Raw genomic sequence first — 20,542 nt, forward strand, 5'->3', positions numbered from 1 at the left:
TGATAAACTGCTTCAAAATAAAGGTAATTTTTATAACCTGATCAACTTAGTTGAATTTCAAAAATGTATAATTACTTAATTCTACTTTTGGTAACGTAGCATTATATTTTGCGTTGATAATATTGATAAGCTCATTAGCTACCACTGCATTACCCATTGGAGTTAAATGTACACCATCCAAAGAAAATATTTTACCGCTAATGTATGCTGTGGTAAAAGTAACTCCATCTACAGTTATACCAGCTCCTTTAAACTTATTTAGGTACTCGTTAGCATCAAAAACAGCCAAATCTTTAGATGCTGCAACTGCTTTTATGGTATTGTTATAACTTGTTATGGCAGTTCTGACCGTAGCCACTTCATCCCTATCTAAAATAAATCTATTCTCAATTGGATTATTTGGATGTAAGCCATAAGGAAAAGGCGCACCGGGTCCAGTAGTGGTAGATCCAACCGAGCTGGTAGAAAAGTTTAATACTACTAAATCTTCTGCGGTTGCAGCTCTAGCACCAGCACTTGTGGCTATAAAAATGTTTGTAAATGCTGGAATACCTACAGGCCTAGCGGCATTCACACCCGCCAAAATTGCGCTTATAGTTACCGTATTAAAAAACGGTATAACAGAAACATCTGGCACAGTTGCTACCACACCTTTTGCCCCTGTAGCTGTTAACCTATTGATTAATTCTGTATACATGGTAGTAAAATCTGCTGTTGGTGTTAACACATCTCCCACTCCGCCACTAGTAGCATATCCTAAAGCATCATTATTACCTAACCAATTGGTAAAGAAGGTAAAAGGTGTTGTTGTAACAAAATCTAAGTATGTAGTAGTGTTGGTTCCAGCATTTCCGGCTAATAAACGCTCAAAATAACCATTAACATTTCCGTAAACATTTAATTTTATGTCTCTTAATTTGATACCCGGTACACCGTAATTATTTAAAGGACCGGTATGCTTGGTATATAAAGTTACATTGCCGAACCCAGGTATAGTTGCCGAACCCCTGATACCTAAATTAGTGGTTACAGGAATCAAAATTGGTGTACCAGCCGGAGTTAAGCCACCATAACGCACATAACCAGAACCATTAGCTTGATTAGCTGGAAATAAAGCTTGAGCAAATTCTCCACCGCCAGCAAGCTTCATTTGCTGAGCTAAAATATTCGGAAAAGAATTTAATTGACCACTTAAGTATAGTCCATTATCAGCAAAGCCAGCCGTAAGTGAGTTTCCTAATGCAATATATCTGGTAAAATCTGCGTTTCCAGAGCTAGGAACAACGGCAGTCTCTTCATCTTTTGTACAACCTGATGCAACTAAAATTATAGCCGCAAAAGCCCATTTAAATGCGTAATTAAATTTCATTTCAAATTAATTTAAGTTAATTGGTTAAGACAAGATGAGCTTATCTCTCTTTATTATGCAAGCATAACAAATTTTTAGATTCATTCCTATTTTTTTTAAAGAAAAATTTATATCAAGTTTCTGAACAATCATTGCCATTTTAAAAAACCACTCTCAAGAATAAAACCGAAACATATTTCAAAATCAAAAAATAGCAAAATCAACTCATTTTCAATACTTTACACAATAAAATAGAAATATGAAATTTCCTTAAAAACATTTTGTATACATATATTTGTATTTTGATGAATAAAAAGTAATTTTGCCCACTCAAAAATTCAATTGATAGGGATTTATATCTCACTGATACATAATTAAATTTCGATATGCCAAACATTGGAAAAATAGCACAAATCATCGGACCAGTTGTAGACGTTAGTTTCTCAGCCGAGGATGCCAAACTGCCGAAAATTTACGATGCTTTAGAAATCCGTAAAGAAAATGGTCAAAAAATCATTTTAGAGGTACAACAGCATTTAGGTGAAGACAGAGTTAGAGCCATTGCGATGGATTCTACAGACGGTTTAGTAAGAGGTATGGATGTTACTGATACCGGAGCTCCTATTAAAATGCCAATAGGCGAAGGTATTAAAGGTCGTGTATTCAATGTTGTGGGTGACGCTATTGACGGTATCGAAGATATTGATAAAGTAAATGGTAAATCTATCCATAATTTACCTCCAAGATTTGAAGATCTATCTACAGAAAATGAAATCTTATTTACAGGTATCAAAGTAATTGACTTATTAGAGCCTTATGCAAAAGGTGGTAAAATTGGTTTATTTGGTGGTGCTGGTGTTGGTAAAACTGTATTAATTCAAGAATTAATTAACAACATTGCGAAGGCTTATGATGGTTTATCAGTATTTGCTGGTGTAGGCGAGCGTACTCGTGAAGGTAATGACCTTTTACGTGAGATGATTGAAGCTGGTATTATCAAATACGGAGATGCGTTTAAACATTCTATGGAAGAAGGTGGTTGGGATTTATCAAAAATTGATAAAGAAGAACTTAAAGATTCTAAAGCAACCTTCGTTTTCGGTCAAATGAACGAGCCTCCTGGTGCTAGAGCTCGTGTAGCTTTATCAGGATTAACCATTGCAGAATACTACCGCGATGGTGAAGGTGATGGACAAGGAAAAGATATCCTTTTCTTTATCGATAACATCTTCCGTTTTACGCAAGCAGGTTCTGAGGTATCAGCGCTATTAGGTCGTATGCCTTCTGCCGTAGGTTACCAACCAACATTAGCAACAGAGATGGGTACTATGCAAGAGCGTATTACTTCAACAAAAAGAGGATCTATTACATCTGTACAAGCGGTTTACGTACCTGCGGATGACTTAACTGACCCTGCTCCGGCTACAACTTTTGCCCACTTAGATGCTACAACAGTACTTTCTCGTAAAATTGCTGAGTTAGGTATTTACCCTGCGGTAGATCCATTAGATTCTACTTCAAGAATTTTAACTCCTGTAGTTGTTGGAGAAGAGCACTATGCTTGTGCACAAAGAGTAAAAGAAATCTTACAACGTTATAAAGAATTACAAGATATCATTGCTATTTTAGGTATGGATGAGTTATCTGAAGAAGATAAATTAACCGTAGCTAGAGCAAGAAGAGTACAACGTTTCTTATCTCAACCTTTCCACGTTGCAGAGCAGTTTACCGGCTTAAAAGGTGTTTTAGTTGACATTAAAGATACCATCAAAGGCTTTAATATGATTATGGATGGAGAAGTTGATGAGTATCCTGAAGCAGCATTTAACCTTGTTGGTAGTATAGAAGACGCTATTGAAAAAGGTAAAAAATTATTAGCTGAAGCAAACGCATAAGAATTGAGATTTGCGTATAGCGTATTGAGTAAATCGCATTACGCTATACTAAATACGCAATACGATAAATATGAACTTAGAAATATTAACTCCAGATAAAAAAGTATTTGATGGTGAAGTTATATCAGTAACTGTTCCGGGAACGATGGGTTCTTTTGAAGTACTCAATAACCACGCTCCTATCATCTCAACTTTAGAGAAAGGACAAGTTACCATCAGAACAGCAACTAAAACAGAAAAGCTTATCATCAACGGAGGTGCAATAGAAGTTATTGATAATAAGATTATTGTTCTTGCAGAAGGAGTAATAGAAAGCTAATTAAAGCTTTTTAAAATTAAAAAAACCGATGGCTTAAGTTATCGGTTTTTTTTTGACCAAAATTTTAAATTTTTAAAGCCCATCTTATATTTTAAGAAGATTTAGCCCTCAAAATACAATGCTTGCATAATAAAAGTTTGTTTTATACTAAATACCATTTTCATTTTTGGTTCAAAAATTATGAAATTTATAACGGTTTGGCGCTTCAAGAACAAATATTATTCTGTTTAGCATTATTTAATGAAATAATATTTTTTTTAGCTTTTTTAATGCTTTACTCTTGACAATAAATATTACATGCCTTACCTTGAGAAGATTAAAGTTGATAAAAAATAAAGTATAAATATGATTTCAATAGCTATAAACTTAGTCATTATTTTCTTACCTATTTTACTAGGTACGCAGTCTAAGGCATGTTTTAATTAGCTACATAAAAATTAAAGATGCCTTCCAATAAAGAAGGCTTTTTTTTTATCATTTAAACCCAATAAAGTAACAATGAAAACAATTATATACCAAAATGGAGAGTTTTTCCAGGCAGAACATGCTGGTATAGATATTTTCAGCCAAACTGTTCATTATGGTTTTGGAGCTTTTGAGGGTATCAGATCTTATCAAACCAATAATGGCGTAAAACTTTTTAAAGTTCGCGAGCATCTTGAACGCCTTCAACGCTCTTGTGAAAAAGTGAATATTCCTTTTCACTGGGACATAGAAGAATTGATAGAAGTTTCTTATAAAGTTTTACATAAAAACAGATTAAAGAACGCTTATTTACGACCTCTGGTTACTTGTGGAGCAGGTATGGATTTAAAAGTAAATCAGCAATCTGGAATTACCATTATGGCTTGGCATTGGGATTATTATGATGCCAACAAATCATTAAATACTTGCATTTCTAGGTTTGAAAGACCAAATCCAAAATCAGTACCGGTGGATGCAAAACTTACAGGCAATTATATCAATTCTATTTTAGCTACCACAGATGCCGCACAAAATGGATATGATGATGCTATACAGTTAGATGCCAGAGGCTATGTAGCAGAAGCGCCTGGTGCAAATATTTTTATAGAGAAAAATGGAAAGCTCTATACTCCAGAAATCTCGGCTTATATTTTACCCGGTATAACCAGAGCAACCATTATTAAAATAGCCAAACAATTGGATATAGAAGTTATAGAAAAGCCTATTTCTGTAGAAGAACTAAAAAATGCAGATAGCGCATTTTTGTGTAGCACAGCAGTTGAAGTTGTTGGAATAGCCTCTTTGGACGATAAAATATATAAAACGCCTTTCAAAGACTCGCTTGGCGCAACCATACAAAGAGCATACAAGAATTTAGTATTAGATAAATTAAGTTTCGAAGTAATAATATAATGGAATTAAATAAGTATAGTAAGACTATTACTCAAGATCAGACACAGCCTGCATCACAAGCAATGCTTTATGGAATTGGCTTAACAAGAGAAGATTTAGCAAAAGCACAAGTAGGTATTGCCAGCATGGGTTATGATGGTAACACTTGTAACATGCACTTAAATGATTTAGCTGATATTGTAAAAAAAGGTGTTTGGAACCATAATCTTGTAGGTTTAAAATTTCATACTATTGGCATTAGTGATGGTATTACCAATGGTACAGATGGGATGCGTTTTTCTTTGGTATCAAGAGATGTTATTGCAGACTCTATAGAAACTGTTTGCGGTGGCCATTACTATGATGCTTTAATAGCTTTACCTGGTTGCGATAAGAACATGCCTGGAGCTATCATTGCTATGGGAAGATTAAACAGACCATCAATTATGGTTTATGGTGGTACTATCCATTCTGGAAATTATAAAGGACAATCTCTAAATATCGTATCAGCATTTGAAGCTTTAGGGCAAAAAATTGCTGGTAACCTTAGCGAAGAAGATTATCAAGGTATTATAGAACATTCTTGCCCAGGTGCTGGAGCATGTGGTGGTATGTACACGGCTAATACCATGTCTTCTGCTATTGAAGCTTTAGGTATGAGTTTGCCTTACAGTTCATCAAATCCGGCTTTAAGCCAAGAGAAAAAAGATGAATGTTTAGAAGCTGGTAAATTCATCAGGATTTTATTAGAGAAAGATATCAAACCACGTGATATCATGACTCGTAAAGCTTTCCATAATGCTATGGTGGTTATCATGGTCATGGGTGGCTCAACCAATGCTGTATTACACATGATAGCTATGGCTAGATCTGTAGGTGTAGACCTAAGCATGAAAGATTTCCAAGACATCAGCGATAGCGTACCGGTAATTGCAGATTTAAAACCTAGTGGAAAATACATGATGGAAGATGTTCATGAGTTAGGCGGAACACCAGCTATTATGAAATATCTTTTAAAGAAAGGTTTGATTCATGGTGATTGCTTAACTGTTACAGGGAAAACCGTTGCAGAAAACGTTGCTGAAGCTAAGGACCTCGATTTTGAGGAGCAGAAAATTATTTTCCCTATAGAAAATCCTATAAAAACTACTGGTCACTTACAAATGCTATATGGTAATATTGCTACTCAAGGCAGTGTTGCTAAAATATCAGGTAAAGAAGGTGAACGTTTCTCTGGACCAGCAAGAGTTTTCAATGGAGAATCTGCACTTATTGAAGGTATATCATCAGGAAAAGTTAAGGCAGGTGATGTAGTAGTTATCCGTTATGTAGGGCCAAAAGGTGGACCAGGTATGCCAGAAATGTTAAAACCAACTTCTGCCATTTTTGGTGCAGGCTTAGGTTCTTCAGTAGCATTAATTACTGATGGTAGATTTTCTGGAGGTACACATGGTTTTGTAGTAGGTCATATTGTTCCTGAAGCATTTGAAGGTGGTAATATCGCTTTGATTAATGATGATGACATTATTGAAATTGATGCTACTAAAAATACCATTAATGTGATGCTATCTGATGAAGAATTAGCCGCAAGAAAAGCAAAATGGACACAACCAGAGCCTCCAGTAAAAAGCGGGGTATTGTATAAATATTTTAAACTTGTAAAAAATGCAACAGAAGGATGCGTTACTGATGAGTTCTGAAGAAGAGACAGCAACCACTGTAGAACAGCTTAAAGGCTCAGAAATTTTATTAAACGGTTTAATTGCCGAAGGTGTTGATACCATTTTTGGATATCCAGGAGGAGCAATTATGCCTATTTACGATGCTTTATATGATTATCAGGATAGATTAAAACATATTCTAGTTAGGCATGAGCAAGGTGCAACACATGCTGCACAAGGTTATGCCCGTACATCAGGGAAAGTAGGTGTTGTGTTTGCTACCAGCGGACCAGGTGCTACTAACTTAATTACTGGCTTAGCTGATGCACAAATTGATAGTACGCCAATGGTATGTATCACTGGACAAGTATTTGCGCATCTTTTAGGAACAGACGCTTTCCAAGAAACTGATGTTATCAATATCACTACACCTGTTACAAAATGGAATTATCAGGTAACTGATGCTTCTGAAATTGCTGAGGTACTAGCAAAAGCATTTCATATTGCCAAAACAGGCCGACCAGGACCAGTGCTTATTGATATAACAAAGAATGCACAAATACAACTAACTGCTTACCATGGTTATAAAAAGTGTAATCATATCAGAAGTTATAGACCTACACCTATAGTTAGAAATAGTTATATAGAGCAAGCTGCTGCTTTAATCAATGAAGCTAAAAAACCATTTATTTTATTTGGACAAGGTGTATTATTGGGTAATGCCGAGCAAGAGTTTAAAGCTTTTGTTGAGAAAACAGGTATTCCTGCTGCTTGGACAATTTTAGGTGCAGGTGCTATACCTACAGACCACCCTTTAAATGTTGGTATGTTAGGTATGCATGGTAATTATGGCCCAAATGTTTTAACCAATGAATGCGATGTTTTAATTGCTATTGGGATGCGTTTTGATGACCGTGTTACTGGTCGTTTAGATAAATATGCTAAACAAGCTAAGGTTATTCACTTAGATATAGACCCTGCCGAGATTGATAAGAATGTAAAAGCTCATGTTCCGGTATGGGGAGATTGTAAAGAAACTTTACCTTTATTAACCGCTTTAGTTAAAGAAAACAAACATGAAGAATGGTTAGCGAAGTTTAATAATTATTCTAAAGAAGAGTTTGCTCAGTGTATTGATGCTGAAATTAACCCTCAATCTGGAGAGTTAACCATGGGCGAAGTAATCAATCAGCTTAACCAATTAACTAACGGAGACGCTATTATCGTAACAGATGTGGGTCAGCACCAAATGGTAGCTTGCCGTTATGCTAAATTTAATCACACCAGAAGTAATATTACTAGCGGTGGCTTAGGTACCATGGGCTTTGCTTTACCGGCAGCTATTGGAGCTAAGTTTGGCGCACCAGAAAAAACCGTAGTAGCCGTTATTGGTGATGGTGGTTTCCAAATGACTTTACAAGAACTAGGTACTATTATGCAAAGTGGTATTGATGTAAAAATCATGATTTTGAATAATCAGTTCTTAGGAATGGTAAGACAATGGCAAGAGCTTTTCCACGATAGAAGATATTCTTTTGTTGATATTACCAGTCCGGATTTTGTAGCTCTTGCAAAAAGCTATTACATAGACGGTAAAAAAATATCAGAAAGAGCAGAACTAAAAGACGCTTTAAAAACCATGCTTGATCATAAAGGCTCATACCTTTTAGAAGTTATGGTAACTAAAGAAAATAATGTATTCCCTATGGTGCCACAAGGCTGTAGTGTTAGTGAAATCAGGCTTAAGTAAACCTTCAATTTAGAAAATCATGGAATCAAAATTAGAAAAGAAGGAATTTAACATCACTGTTTATACCGAAAACCAGGTTGGTTTACTGAGCAGGATAGCAATTATATTTAGTAGAAGAAAACTGAATATCGAAAGCTTAAATACATCACCTTCAGAGGTAGAAAGTATTCACCGTTTTAACATCGTGATAAACGAAACAGAAGAGGTGGTAAGAAAAGTTGCTCGTCAGTTAGAAAAGCAAGTTGAAGTATTAAAAGTATACTACAACACCAATGAAGATGTTATTTGGCAAGAGCTTGCACTTTACAAAGTACCTACAGAAATTATTGCGGAGCATGTGAGTGTAGAGCGTTTATTACGTGAATATGGTGCAAGAGCCGTGGTTATCCGTAAAGATTACACGGTTTTTGAAACTACTGGACATAGGGAAGAAACGGATGCTTTAGTGGTAGTATTACAACAATATGGTTTAATAGAATTTGTAAGAAGTGCCCGTGTAGCTATTATAAAAGCTAGCGATGGTTTCCATACCAAACTAAAACAATTTGAAAACCGCGAACCAGGAGAGCCAGCAGCAGAGAATGAATATCTAAATAATGGCGATAAGGTGTTTACGATGTAGTAACAGTCCATGGACAATAGTCTATAGACCTTGGACAACTAATTAACAATAAAAATATAAATCAACAATAAAAACAATGGCAAATTATTTTAATACTTTACCCCTTAGAGAAAAACTAAACCAATTAGGCGTTTGCGAATTCATGGATAATGCAGAGTTTGCAGATGGAGTAAATGCTTTAAAAGGGAAAAAGATTGTAGTTGTAGGTTGCGGTGCACAAGGCTTAAACCAAGGCTTGAATTTAAGAGATAGCGGCTTAGATGTAAGCTATACCTTACGTAAAGAAGCAATTGAAGGCAAACGTGATTCTTGGAAAAACGCTACAGAAAACAACTTTAAAGTTGGTACTTACGAAGAATTAATTCCTTCTGCAGATGTAGTTGTTAACCTTACACCAGACAAGCAACATACTGCTGTTGTTAATGCTATTATGCCTTTAATGAAACAAGGTTCTACCCTATTATATTCACACGGTTTCAATATTGTAGAAGAAGGCATGCAAATCCGTAAAGATATTACCGTTATTATGGTGGCACCTAAATGCCCAGGTAGCGAGGTAAGAGCAGAATACGTAAGAGGTTTTGGTGTACCTACTTTAATTGCTGTACATCCAGAAAATGATCCGGAAGGAAAAGGTTTAGCACAAGCAAAAGCTTATTGCGTAGGTACTGGTGGCCATAGAGCTGGTGTATTAAAATCATCTTTTGTTGCTGAAGTAAAATCAGATTTAATGGGCGAGCAAACTATACTTTGTGGTTTGTTACAAACTGGTTCTATTCTTTCTTTCGATAAAATGATTGAAAAAGGTATTGATGCTGGTTACGCTTCTAAATTGGTACAATATGGTGTTGAAGTTATCACTGAAGCTTTAAAACATGGTGGCGTTTCTGGTATGATGGATCGTTTAAGTAATGTTGCTAAAATTAAAGCTTTTGAAGTTTCTGAAGAGTTAAAAGACATTATGCGTCCTTTATTCCAAAAGCACCAAGATGATATTATGAGTGGCGAGTTTAGCCGTATCATGATGGAAGATTGGGCAAATGGAGACAAAAACTTATTGGCTTGGAGAGCAGAGACAGGTGAAACTGCTTTTGAAAAAACTCCTGCCGGAGATGTTAAAATTGGCGAGCAAGAATACTTTGATAACTATTTATTAATGGTTGCTTTTGTTAGAGCAGGTGTTGAATTGGCTTTTGAAACTATGGTTGAGGCTGGTATTAAACCAGAATCTGCTTATTATGAGTCTTTACACGAAACTCCGCTTATTGCAAATACCATTGCTCGTAAAAAATTATTCGAAATGAACCGTGTAATTTCTGATACTGCTGAGTACGGTTGCTATTTATTTGACCAAGCTTGTAAGCCTTTATTAGCTGATTTTATGAAGAAAGTTGATACAGACTTAGTAGGTAAAAACTTTAACGAAGGAAAAGATGGTTCTGTAGATAACAGAAGATTAGTAGAAATCAATGAAATTTTACGTAGCCACCAAGTAGAAGTTGTAGGTGTAAAATTGCGTAAAGCAATGACAGCTATGAAAGCTATTAAAACTGCTTAAGTAAAAGCCTCACCCCAACCCTCTCCTTTGGAGAGGGAGTACAGTGAGTGCTATATGTTAATTAATGTAATAAAGTTAAATTTTATTCTGCTCAAAAGTCCCCTCTGTTTCAGAGAGGGGATTTAGGAGTGAGGCTTATGTCACAACCAGTCGTCCATATCAACAATTTAAACTTGCAATATCAGCAAATGCTGGTGTTGGAGGATTTGAATTGGACTATCCTTTCGGGAGAAAACTGGTTATTAGGCGGGAATAGTGGCAACGGAAAAACATCCTTAGGCAAAGTTATAGCTAGCTTATTACCTGCATCTGGAAGCATCAAAATCACTTTTAACGATACAAGTAAATTACCTGCAAAAGTTTTGTTTGTAGAAAGCTGGTATCAATTTAAAAATTTAGAAGGTGTTGCTAATTTTTACTATCAGCAACGCTATACAAGCCAACAGGCTAAAGAAACTTTAACTGTAAAAGCAGAACTAGCTTATTACGCTAAAGAACATCACTTAAATATTGCTGATGTTGAATCTATTTTAAATAGATTAGATTTTACATCTTTACAGAACTCGCAACTTATAGAGCTTTCTAGCGGCGAGCATAAAAAATTACAACTGGTTAAAGCTTTGTGGTTAAAACCTCAAGTGCTTATTATAGACCAGCCTTATACAGGTTTAGATTTAAAATCGAGAAAAAACCTAAATCTTCTTTTAGATGAAGCTGCATCGGCAGGGGTAACATTAATCTTAATCAGTAATGATGATGATTTACCATCGTCTATCAACCGTTTTGCTACCATTGTAGACAAAAAATTGGTAGCCGTAAATACGAAAACTGATTTACAGCAATTCATCCCCCTAAGGGAAAACAAAACAATACCAGCTTTTTTAAGAACATCGCCTGTTTATAGCTCACAGCAAATAGCTAAAATGGAGAACATCCAAATTAGTTATGGAGAAAAACAAGTGCTAAAAAATATCAACTGGGAAGTTAAAGCTGGTGAAAAATGGCTGCTGCAAGGACATAATGGTTCTGGTAAATCAACTTTATTAAGTTTAATAAACGGAGACCATCCACAATCTTATGCCAATACCTTGTATTTATTTGGTAATAAAAGAGGTAGCGGAGAAAGTATCTGGGATATTAAACAACATATTGGCTTAATTTCTCCAGAATTTCATTGGTATTTTGATGCATCAGCTACGGTATGGGAAAGTATTGCTTCTGGCCTTTATGACTCGGTAGGTTTATTTAGACAACTACCTTATTCTAAAAGTATTTTAGTAGATGAGCTAGTTGAATATTTTGGTTTAACCGAAGAAAAAAGCAGACTTTTAAACACCTTGCCTTTAGGTACACAAAGATTGGTTTTACTGGCTAGAACCATCATTAAAAACCCAGAATTACTTATTCTGGATGAGCCTTGCCAAGGTTTAGATAAACAACAAACCAAACATTTTAACCAATTGGTAGATGAGCTTTGCAGTAATGGTATGACTTTAATTTACGTTGGTCATTTTGAATCTCAATTACCCAACTGCTTAGAAAAAAAGATTGTTTTGGAGAACGGAGAAGTTATCCTGATAGAAGAGTTAAAAACAGATAAAGCATATAAACAGCTTAAAGATTATGCATTAAACTTTGAGCCATCATTATAAAAAGAATAAAAAATGAACTCATTTACCCCTTAAACAAGCGTAAATGAAGCTAACAAAAGAATATGTTACACGACCCGAATAGAATTTACATTTTCGACACTACTTTAAGAGACGGTGAACAGGTACCTGGTTGTCAATTAACAACATCAGAAAAGATAGAGATTGCAAAAGAATTAGAAATCTTAGGTGTTGATGTTATTGAAGCTGGTTTCCCAATTTCAAGCCCAGGAGATTTCCAAAGTGTTGTTGAGCTATCTAAAGCTGTAAAAGATCCTATTATTTGTGCTTTAACAAGAGCCAATACAAAGGATATTGATGCTGCTGTAGAATCTTTAAAACATGCCAAAAGACCAAGAATACATACAGGAATTGGCGCATCAGACATGCATATCAAATACAAATTTAACAGTACCCGTGAAGATATTCTGGAGCGTGGTGTTGCAGCAGTAAAATATGCCAAAAAGTTTGTAGAAGATATTGAGTTTTATGCAGAAGATGCCGGAAGAGCAGATGTAGTTTTTCTTGCCCAGATGATAGAGGCTGTAATAGCAGCTGGTGCTACGGTAGTTAATATACCAGATACTAATGGCTATTGCTTACCAGACCAGTATGGCTCTAAAATTCGTTTCCTGAAAGAGAATGTTAAAAATATAGACCAAGCTATAATTTCTGTACACTGCCATAATGATTTAGGTTTGGCAACAGCAAATTCTATTGCTGGTATCCAAAACGGAGCTCGCCAAGTAGAATGTACCATTAATGGTATTGGAGAAAGAGCCGGAAATACTTCTTTAGAAGAAGTTGCTATGATATTAAAAACCCATCAATTGGGATATTATACCAATATCAATAGCAAAAAATTCTATGAGCTAAGCGGAATGGTTAGTCGTATGATGCGTATGCCAGTACAGCCAAACAAAGCTATTGTTGGTAAAAATGCATTTGCACATAGTTCGGGTATCCATCAAGATGGTGTTTTAAAATTCAGAGAGAATTATGAAATCATCAATCCGGAAGATGTGGGTATAGACCAATCAGAGATTATCTTAACCGCAAGAAGTGGTCGTCATGCGCTTAAACACCATTTAGAGCGTTTAGGATATTTAATTGAAAAAATAAACTTAAATGAAGTTTATGAGCGTTTCTTAGTACTTGCTGATAGTAAAAAAGAAATCAAAGATGACGACTTATTACTTTTAATGGGCGATGGTACAGAGCGTAACTATAAAGACGGTATCACCATAAAATTATTACAGGTGATGTGTGGCGATCCATTAATTCCTACCGCTATGGTAAAGCTAGAAATTCATGAAAAAGTATATGAAGCTGTAGCATCAGGAAATGGACCGGTAGACGCTACCATTAAAGCTATGGATAGCATCATTAAAAAAGAAGTTACTTTAAAAGAGTTTCATATTGATGCTATACATGGTGGAAGTAATGATGTTAGTAAAGTAAATATGAGAGTTAAATATGGCGATAAATACTATGCAGGTTACGGTTTCAGTTCTGATATCGTAAAAGCATCTGCAAATGCTTATTTAGATGCTATAAATAAATTCATATAAGATTAAATTTGTCGTTTAATGCGACTTGGAAATTAAAAACAAAATAAAATTATAATAAGATGAGCAAGACATTGTTTGACAAAGTGTGGGATAAACATGTGGTTCGCAAGATAGAAGGCGGTCCAGATGTTTTATTTATCGATCGTCATTTAATCCATGAAGTAACCAGCCCGGTAGCTTTCTTAGGATTAAAAACCAGAGGTATTAAAGTTTTATATCCTGAGCGTACTTTTGCTACGGCAGATCATAACACGCCTACTATTAACCAACATTTACCAGTTGCAGATCCATTATCAGCAAATCAGCTTAAAGCTTTAGAGGCTAACTCTAAAGAATATGGTATTTCTCACTGGGGTTTAGGCCATCAAAAAAATGGTATTGTTCACGTAGTTGGACCAGAGTACGGTATTACACAACCAGGTGCAACTATTGTTTGTGGCGACTCGCATACTTCAACTCATGGTGCTTTTGGTGCTATCGCTTTTGGTATAGGTACATCTGAAGTAGAAATGGTACTTTCTACACAATGTATCATGCAACCAAAACCAAAGAAAATGAGAATCACCATCAATGGTACTTTAAGCAGAGGTGTTACGCCTAAAGACGTTGCTTTATTCATCATTTCTAAATTAACTACCTCTGGCGCTACTGGTTATTTTGTAGAGTATGCTGGTGAAGTTTTTGAGAAAATGAGTATGGAAGGCCGTATGACTGTGTGTAACCTAAGTATAGAAATGGGTGCTCGTGGTGGTATGATAGCTCCAGATGAAACTACTTTCAATTATATCCAAGGTCGTGAGTTTACACCAAAAGGTGCAGCTTGGGATAAAGCAATGGAATATTGGAAAACCCTTAAAACAGATGCTGATGCAGTATTTGATAAAGAGTTAGCTTATAATGCTTCTGAAATTGAACCTATGATTACTTATGGTACCAACCCTGGTATGGGTATTGGTATTTCTAACCAAATCCCTGATGCTGAGCAAGTAGAAGGTGGTGTAGAAACTTATGAGAAATCTTTAAACTATATGGGTTTCAATGAAGGCGATTCTATGATAGGTAAACCAGTTGATTATGTTTTCGTAGGAAGCTGTACCAATGGTAGGATAGAAGATTTTAGAGCTTTTGCATCTGTTGTAAAAGGAAGACAAAAAGCAGAAAATGTAACCGTATGGTTAGTACCAGGTTCTCATATTGTTGAGTCTCAAATAAAAGAAGAAGGTATTTTAGATATTTTAACTGAGGCTGGTTTTACACTACGTCAACCAGGTTGTTCTGCTTGTTTAGCAATGAATGATGATAAAATTCCTGCAGGTAAATATGCAGTAAGTACATCAAACAGAAACTTTGAAGGCCGTCAAGGACCAGGTTCTAGAACCATGCTTGCAAGCCCACTAGTAGCAGCTGCGGCAGCGGTTACAGGTAAAGTAACAGACCCTAGAGAATTAATGGAAGAATTAGTTGGTTAGATGATTAGGTTGTTAGTTGGTTCGTCCAATTAAATCTAATAATCCTAAAAACTAACAGTAATATATCATTTAGGAATAGTTTCAGAATTTGTTATCAGTCCTTTAAAGACTAACAAACCAACAAACTAACAACTAAAAAACTAAAAAAAATGGCATACGATAAATTTAACATATTAAAAAGCAGTGCAGTTCCACTTTCTATAGAGAATGTTGATACTGACCAAATTATACCAGCTCGTTTCTTAAAAGCTACAGAACGTGTAGGCTTTGGCGATAACCTTTTCAGAGATTGGAGATATAATCCAGATAATACTCCTAAACCAGATTTCGTCTTAAATAACCCAACTTACAGCGGTAAAATTTTAGTAGGTGGTAAAAACTTTGGTTCGGGTTCATCAAGAGAGCATGCTGCTTGGGCTGTTTACGATTATGGCTTTAGAGCCGTAGTTTCTAGCTTCTTTGCAGATATCTTTAAAAATAACTGTTTAAATATTGGTGTTTTACCGGTACAGGTTAGTCCAGAGTTTTTAGATAAAATATTTAAAGCTATTGCGGCAGACCCTAAAACAGAATTAGAAATTAATCTTCCGGCACAAACCATTACTTTAACATCAACCGGAGAGCAAGAAAGCTTCGATATTAGCTCATACAAAAAAGAAAATATGATGAATGGTTTTGATGATATTGATTATCTGCAAAACATAAAATCAGAAATTCAGGAATTTGCTACGCATCTTCCATTATAAAAACAGACTGTTTTTGATAAACTTGTTTAAAACGAAGCTGTCTAAAAAATCATATTTGTCACATTGAGCGGAGTCGAAATGTTCTCTGATATACATAGAAAAGGCTTCGACTCCGCTCAGCCTGACACAAAGTGGTAATTTGAGACAGCCTCGTTTTCTAAAATAGATTTATAGAAATAACAATCATCAACAAAAAAAATATTTACATGGTAAACAGGAAAATAGAAATAATGGATACTACACTCCGTGATGGTGAACAAACCTCAGGAGTTTCATTTTCCGCCTCTGAAAAGCTTACGATTGCCCAGCTATTACTGGAGGAACTACATGTAGACAGAGTTGAAATTGCTTCTGCCCGTGTATCAGATGGCGAGTTTCAAGCTGTAAAAGCTATTATGGATTGGGCAAGCCAAAATGGATATACCAATCGTATAGAAGTACTTTCTTTTGTTGATAACGGCGTATCTATCAATTGGATGTTAAATGCAGGCGTAAAAGTTCAAAATTTGCTAACTAAAGGCTCTTTAAATCATTTAACACATCAACTTAAAAAAACCGCCCAACAACATTTTGATGAAATTGCAGCAGTTATAACTTTAGCAACTCAACATCAGATACAAACCAATGTTTATTTAGAGGATTGGAGTAACGGCATGCGTAATTCTAAAGACTATGTTTTTCAGTTTTTAGATTTCCTTAGCCAGCAATCTATCAAAAGAGTACTTCTACCAGATACTTTAGGTGTGTTAACGCCTTCAGAAACGTATGAATATATTGCCGAATTAAAATCAAAATATCCTAAAGTTCATTTTGATTTTCATGCTCATAATGATTACGATTTAAGTACCGCCAATGTTCTGGAAGCTGTAAAAGCAGGTATAGATGGCTTACATTTAACTGTAAATGGTATGGGCGAAAGAGCCGGAAATGCACCAATGGCAAGTGCTGTAGCTGTTATTAACGATTTTCTGCCAGAGGTAAAAATCTCATTAAAGGAATCTTCTATTTTTAAAGTAAGCAAATTGGTAGAAACATTTTCGGGCATCAGAATACCTGCAAATAAACCTATTGTGGGCGACAATGTATTTACCCAAACAGCCGGTATCCATGCTGATGGCGACAATAAAAACAACCTTTATTTTAACGATTTATTACCAGAAAGATTTGGCAGGAAACGTACTTATGCTTTAGGTAAAACATCTGGCAAAGCCAATATTGAGAAAAATCTTCAAGAATTAGGTTTAAAACTTAATGATGAAGATTTAAAAAAGGTTACCCAACGCGTTATAGAACTTGGAGATAAAAAGGAAACCGTTACCAAAGAAGACCTTCCTTATATCATTTCTGATGTTTTGGATAGTAAACTTTATGAAGAAAAAGTTACCGTACAATCTTACGTTTTAACACATGCTAAAGGTTTACGCCCCTCTGCAACTATAGCAGTTTCTATTGAAGGAGAACATTTCGAAGAAAATGCACAAGGTGATGGACAGTTTGATGCTTTTATGAATGCCTTAAATAAGGTTTATGCTAAAAAGAAAAGACAATTACCAAAACTAGTAGATTATGCCGTAAGAATTGCCCCAGGAAGTGATTCTGATGCACTTTGCGAAGCCATTATTACATGGGAAACCGATAAAAAAAGCTTTAAAACACGCGGTTTAGACTCAGACCAAACCGTATGTGCCATTAAAGCAACACAAAAAATGTTAAATATCATCTAGATGGTTAGGTTGTTAGGTTGTTAGAATTCATGAAAACGGAAAAAAACAATCTAACCAACTAACAAACTAGAAACGAACAAACTAAATAAAATATGAAATTAAATATCGCCCTTTTAGCGGGAGACGGAATTGGGCCTGAGGTTGTAGACCAGGCTGTTAAAGTAGTAAATGCTGTTGCTACAAAGTTTAACCACGAAATCAATTGGACATCTGCTTTAACAGGTGCTTGCGCTATTGATGATTGTGGAGAGCCTTATCCAGATAGCACACACGAAGTTTGTATGGCTGCTGATGCTGTTTTATTTGGTGCTATTGGTCATCCAAAATACGATAATGATCCTAAAGCTACTGTTCGTCCGGAGCAAGGTTTATTAAAAATGCGTCAAAAGTTGGGCTTATTTGCAAACGTTCGTCCTACTTTTACATTCCCTTCTTTAATAGATAACTCTCCGTTAAAAAGAGAACGTATAGAAGGTACAGATTTAATCATCTTACGCGAGCTAACTGGCGGAATTTACTTTGGTGAAAGAGGCAGAAAAGACAATGGCAACACCGCTTTTGACACTTGTACATACACCAGAGCAGAAATTCAGCGTTTAGCAAAATTAGGCTTTGAAATAGCGATGACACGTAGTAAAAAATTATGCTGTGTAGATAAAGCAAACGTTCTAGAAAGCTCTCGTTTATGGAGAGAAACCGTACAGGATATGGAAAAAGATTATCCAGAAGTAACCGTTAGTTACGAGTTTGTTGATGCCGTAGCTATGCGTTTAGTACAGTGGCCAAACTCTTACGATGTTTTAATTACCGAAAACCTTTTTGGAGATATTTTAACTGATGAGGCCTCTGTAATTTCAGGTTCTATGGGATTAATGCCATCGGCATCTAAAGGCTTACATACTTCATTGTACGAGCCTATTCACGGTTCTTACCCGCAAGCAGCAGGAAAAGACATCGCAAACCCATTGGCAACAGTTTTATCTGCCGCTATGATGTTTGAAGACGCTTTCGGCTTACACGCAGAAGCAGCAGCTATTAGAGACGTTGTTAATAAATCTTTAGCAGAAGGCGTAGTAACAGAAGATTTAGCCGGAAGCAACAAAGCTTACAAAACAAGCGAAGTTGGCGATTGGTTAGCTAAAAACGTATAAAAATCTAAAGAAAGCAGCTCCAAAAATTGGGGCTGTTTTTTTTGAAAAGCAATTGCGTCATTATTTTTGTCCCGCTAGTCCCGTTTTCCACTATATCCCTCCACTCCCGATGGTCGTTCCGGGGATGCCGTTTCAACCGGGTTTAGGTGGCAAGTGCAGTGCTTGTTAAATAACGATACAATCGTTAAACCAATTAAGCACTCGTTGCAAACGAGCGCAAGTTATAGCTACTAAAAGATATTTCTATTCTGAATTTCTCCCCAATAAGAATAACTATTTGACAATACTTTGTAATGGCTAAAATGGTTTTTATTAATTACCTCATTTAATAATTCTTGAACATCTTCATTACCGTTTAAATTTAAAGACCTAACTTCCTTCAAAAGCTGCCTAAACTCTACATAGTAATCATCAGATTTTATCTTTAACAAATAAATTTCCTCTGCAATTTTAAAATAAGAAATCTTTCCATGAAAATCATAATGAGACTCATCTATCTGAAACACTTCATTAAATTTTAATAGTGCCTTTAATTCATTATCAGATTTAATCGGCTTAAGATCTATCTTATCTAATCTCAAAATTAGTTCTATCAAATTGTATTGATTTTCTGTTGTTAGCTTATGAATACCCATCCCACAAAGTTAAATACCATAACTATTAGTTTCTATATTAAAATATCAACATTAGAATATTAACTATCACGGCTAATTAACATTAAATGTTTGCATATTGCGCTCGTTTGCAACGAGTGCTTATCATGGGCTTTCGATTTTATCGAATTTTCAATAAATTTAAATACTAAAATCAAACCTATGTCGCATCAATACCGTGTAAAAACACAAGATCAAATCCATTTTATAACTTTTACAATAGTAGATTGGGTAGATATATTTATTAGACCTGTTTACAAAAAAATTATTATAGATTCTTTAAGATATGCACAAAACCATAAAGGTTTAGACCTTTATGCTTGGTGTTTAATGACTAACCATTTACACTTGCTCGTTTCTGCTAGAGAGCGTTTTTTACTTTCAGATTTTGTTAGAGATTTTAAGAAATTCACCAATAAAGAGATTATAAAAGTAATAGAGACTGAGCATGAAAGTAGAAGAGACTGGATGTTATACCGCTTTAGCTATCACGCCAAGTTTAACAATAGAATAAAAGATTATAAAGTTTGGAAAGATGGATATCATGCTATAGAATGCTATAATCATAGCATCTTAGCTCAAAAACTAGATTATATACATAACAAGCTGAAATTGTAGCTTTACCAGAAGAATATTTATATAGTTCGGCAAGAAATTATATAGATAGCAAAGGACTTTTAGATATTATAAAGATAGATATGAGTTTTAGATAATAAATGACGATGTAATCGTTAAACCAATTAGTCGAGCCTTAAAAAGCATATAAAATTATGATTATCAATACTTTGTGTATAGTTTTAATGTGAAATAATTGCAAGATTTGTTATATTTATATCGTAAAACTTGCAAATATTTAAGATGCTTCCCAATAAAAAACCAGAGAATCAAACCAGCCTATTTTTCACTTTTGAGCACACCCTAAACCGCCACCATCCCTTATTTTTACTTGCCAACAAGATAGATTGGAGTGTTTTTGAAAAGGCCTTTGCCCCACTCTATTGTAAGGATAACGGCCGTCCGGCCAAGCCCATACGTTTAATGGTGGGTTTACTGATGTTGAAACATATCCG

At 35.3% G+C, this 20,542-nt stretch carries 17 protein-coding genes; 15 read left to right on the top strand and 2 right to left on the bottom strand.

Features of this window, described 5'->3' with window-relative positions; translation table 11 throughout:
- Nucleotides 1-46: 46 nt before the first annotated feature.
- Entirely contained in the window at nt 47-1,369 is a 1,323-nt protein-coding gene (locus tag H510_RS0107940) for an SGNH/GDSL hydrolase family protein (protein WP_026903837.1), read from the bottom strand.
- A 365-nt stretch (nt 1,370-1,734) separates the two neighbouring features.
- On the opposite strand from H510_RS0107940, the gene atpD reads away from it, so the two are divergent.
- The 13 genes from atpD (at nt 1,735) to leuB (ending at nt 18,819) form a co-directional block, all read left to right on the top strand.
- Nucleotides 1,735-3,243: a F0F1 ATP synthase subunit beta gene (gene atpD / locus H510_RS0107945; protein WP_026903838.1), complete on the top strand. Its 1,509-nt coding sequence runs from the start codon at nt 1,735-1,737 to the stop codon at nt 3,241-3,243.
- 70 nt (nt 3,244-3,313) lie between these two features.
- Nucleotides 3,314-3,562, top strand: coding sequence for an ATP synthase F1 subunit epsilon (atpC, locus tag H510_RS0107950; protein WP_026903839.1), 249 nt, complete (start codon nt 3,314-3,316; stop codon nt 3,560-3,562).
- 498 nt (nt 3,563-4,060) lie between these two features.
- Entirely contained in the window at nt 4,061-4,939 is an 879-nt protein-coding gene (locus H510_RS0107955) for a branched-chain amino acid transaminase (RefSeq protein WP_026903840.1), read from the top strand.
- Nucleotides 4,939-6,618, top strand: coding sequence for a dihydroxy-acid dehydratase (ilvD, locus tag H510_RS0107960; RefSeq protein WP_026903841.1), 1,680 nt, complete (start codon nt 4,939-4,941; stop codon nt 6,616-6,618). Before H510_RS0107955 ends, ilvD begins: the two co-directional genes overlap by 1 nt.
- Nucleotides 6,608-8,329, top strand: coding sequence for a biosynthetic-type acetolactate synthase large subunit (gene ilvB / locus H510_RS0107965; protein ID WP_036692287.1), 1,722 nt, complete (start codon nt 6,608-6,610; stop codon nt 8,327-8,329). Before ilvD ends, ilvB begins: the two co-directional genes overlap by 11 nt.
- Before the next feature lie 19 nt (nt 8,330-8,348).
- Entirely contained in the window at nt 8,349-8,951 is a 603-nt protein-coding gene (ilvN, locus tag H510_RS0107970; RefSeq protein ID WP_026903843.1) for an acetolactate synthase small subunit, read from the top strand.
- A gap of 76 nt (nt 8,952-9,027) precedes the next feature.
- A complete protein-coding gene (gene ilvC / locus H510_RS0107975; protein ID WP_026903844.1) occupies nt 9,028-10,509 on the top strand; it encodes a ketol-acid reductoisomerase in 1,482 nt (493 codons plus the stop codon).
- 137 nt (nt 10,510-10,646) lie between these two features.
- Nucleotides 10,647-12,161: an ATP-binding cassette domain-containing protein gene (locus H510_RS18485; RefSeq protein WP_036692289.1), complete on the top strand. Its 1,515-nt coding sequence runs from the start codon at nt 10,647-10,649 to the stop codon at nt 12,159-12,161.
- A 62-nt stretch (nt 12,162-12,223) separates the two neighbouring features.
- Nucleotides 12,224-13,729, top strand: coding sequence for a 2-isopropylmalate synthase (locus H510_RS0107985; protein WP_026903845.1), 1,506 nt, complete (start codon nt 12,224-12,226; stop codon nt 13,727-13,729).
- 59 nt (nt 13,730-13,788) lie between these two features.
- Nucleotides 13,789-15,198 carry a 3-isopropylmalate dehydratase large subunit gene (gene leuC / locus H510_RS0107990; RefSeq protein WP_026903846.1) on the top strand — a complete coding sequence of 470 codons (1,410 nt, stop codon included), beginning with the start codon at nt 13,789-13,791 and terminating at the stop codon, nt 15,196-15,198.
- A gap of 149 nt (nt 15,199-15,347) precedes the next feature.
- Complete coding sequence (gene leuD / locus H510_RS0107995; RefSeq protein WP_026903847.1) at nt 15,348-15,944, top strand: 3-isopropylmalate dehydratase small subunit; 597 nt, start codon at nt 15,348-15,350, stop codon at nt 15,942-15,944.
- Between the two features lie 206 nt (nt 15,945-16,150).
- Nucleotides 16,151-17,668 carry an alpha-isopropylmalate synthase regulatory domain-containing protein gene (locus tag H510_RS0108000; protein ID WP_026903848.1) on the top strand — a complete coding sequence of 506 codons (1,518 nt, stop codon included), beginning with the start codon at nt 16,151-16,153 and terminating at the stop codon, nt 17,666-17,668.
- Between the two features lie 92 nt (nt 17,669-17,760).
- Nucleotides 17,761-18,819 carry a 3-isopropylmalate dehydrogenase gene (gene leuB / locus H510_RS0108005; protein ID WP_026903849.1) on the top strand — a complete coding sequence of 353 codons (1,059 nt, stop codon included), beginning with the start codon at nt 17,761-17,763 and terminating at the stop codon, nt 18,817-18,819.
- Nucleotides 18,820-19,049: 230 nt separating this feature from the next.
- Here leuB and H510_RS0108010 read toward each other — a convergent pair whose 3' ends face one another.
- Nucleotides 19,050-19,454 (bottom strand): hypothetical protein, encoded by a 405-nt coding sequence (locus H510_RS0108010; protein WP_026903850.1) that lies wholly within the window; start codon nt 19,452-19,454, stop codon nt 19,050-19,052.
- Nucleotides 19,455-19,634: 180 nt separating this feature from the next.
- Between H510_RS0108010 and H510_RS18490 the strand changes: the two genes are divergently transcribed.
- Together H510_RS18490 and H510_RS19865 are read left to right on the top strand one after the other, a co-directional pair.
- The gene (locus tag H510_RS18490; protein WP_051291115.1) at nt 19,635-20,090 is read left to right on the top strand and encodes a transposase; all 456 of its coding nucleotides are present in this window, start codon (nt 19,635-19,637) and stop codon (nt 20,088-20,090) included.
- A 240-nt stretch (nt 20,091-20,330) separates the two neighbouring features.
- Nucleotides 20,331-20,542: transposase (locus H510_RS19865; protein ID WP_483823591.1), on the top strand; the 212-nt coding region annotated here is incomplete at its 3' end.

Source organism: Pedobacter glucosidilyticus DSM 23534 (assembly GCF_000425145.1).
GTDB classification, from domain to species: Bacteria; Bacteroidota; Bacteroidia; order Sphingobacteriales; family Sphingobacteriaceae; genus Pseudopedobacter; species Pseudopedobacter glucosidilyticus.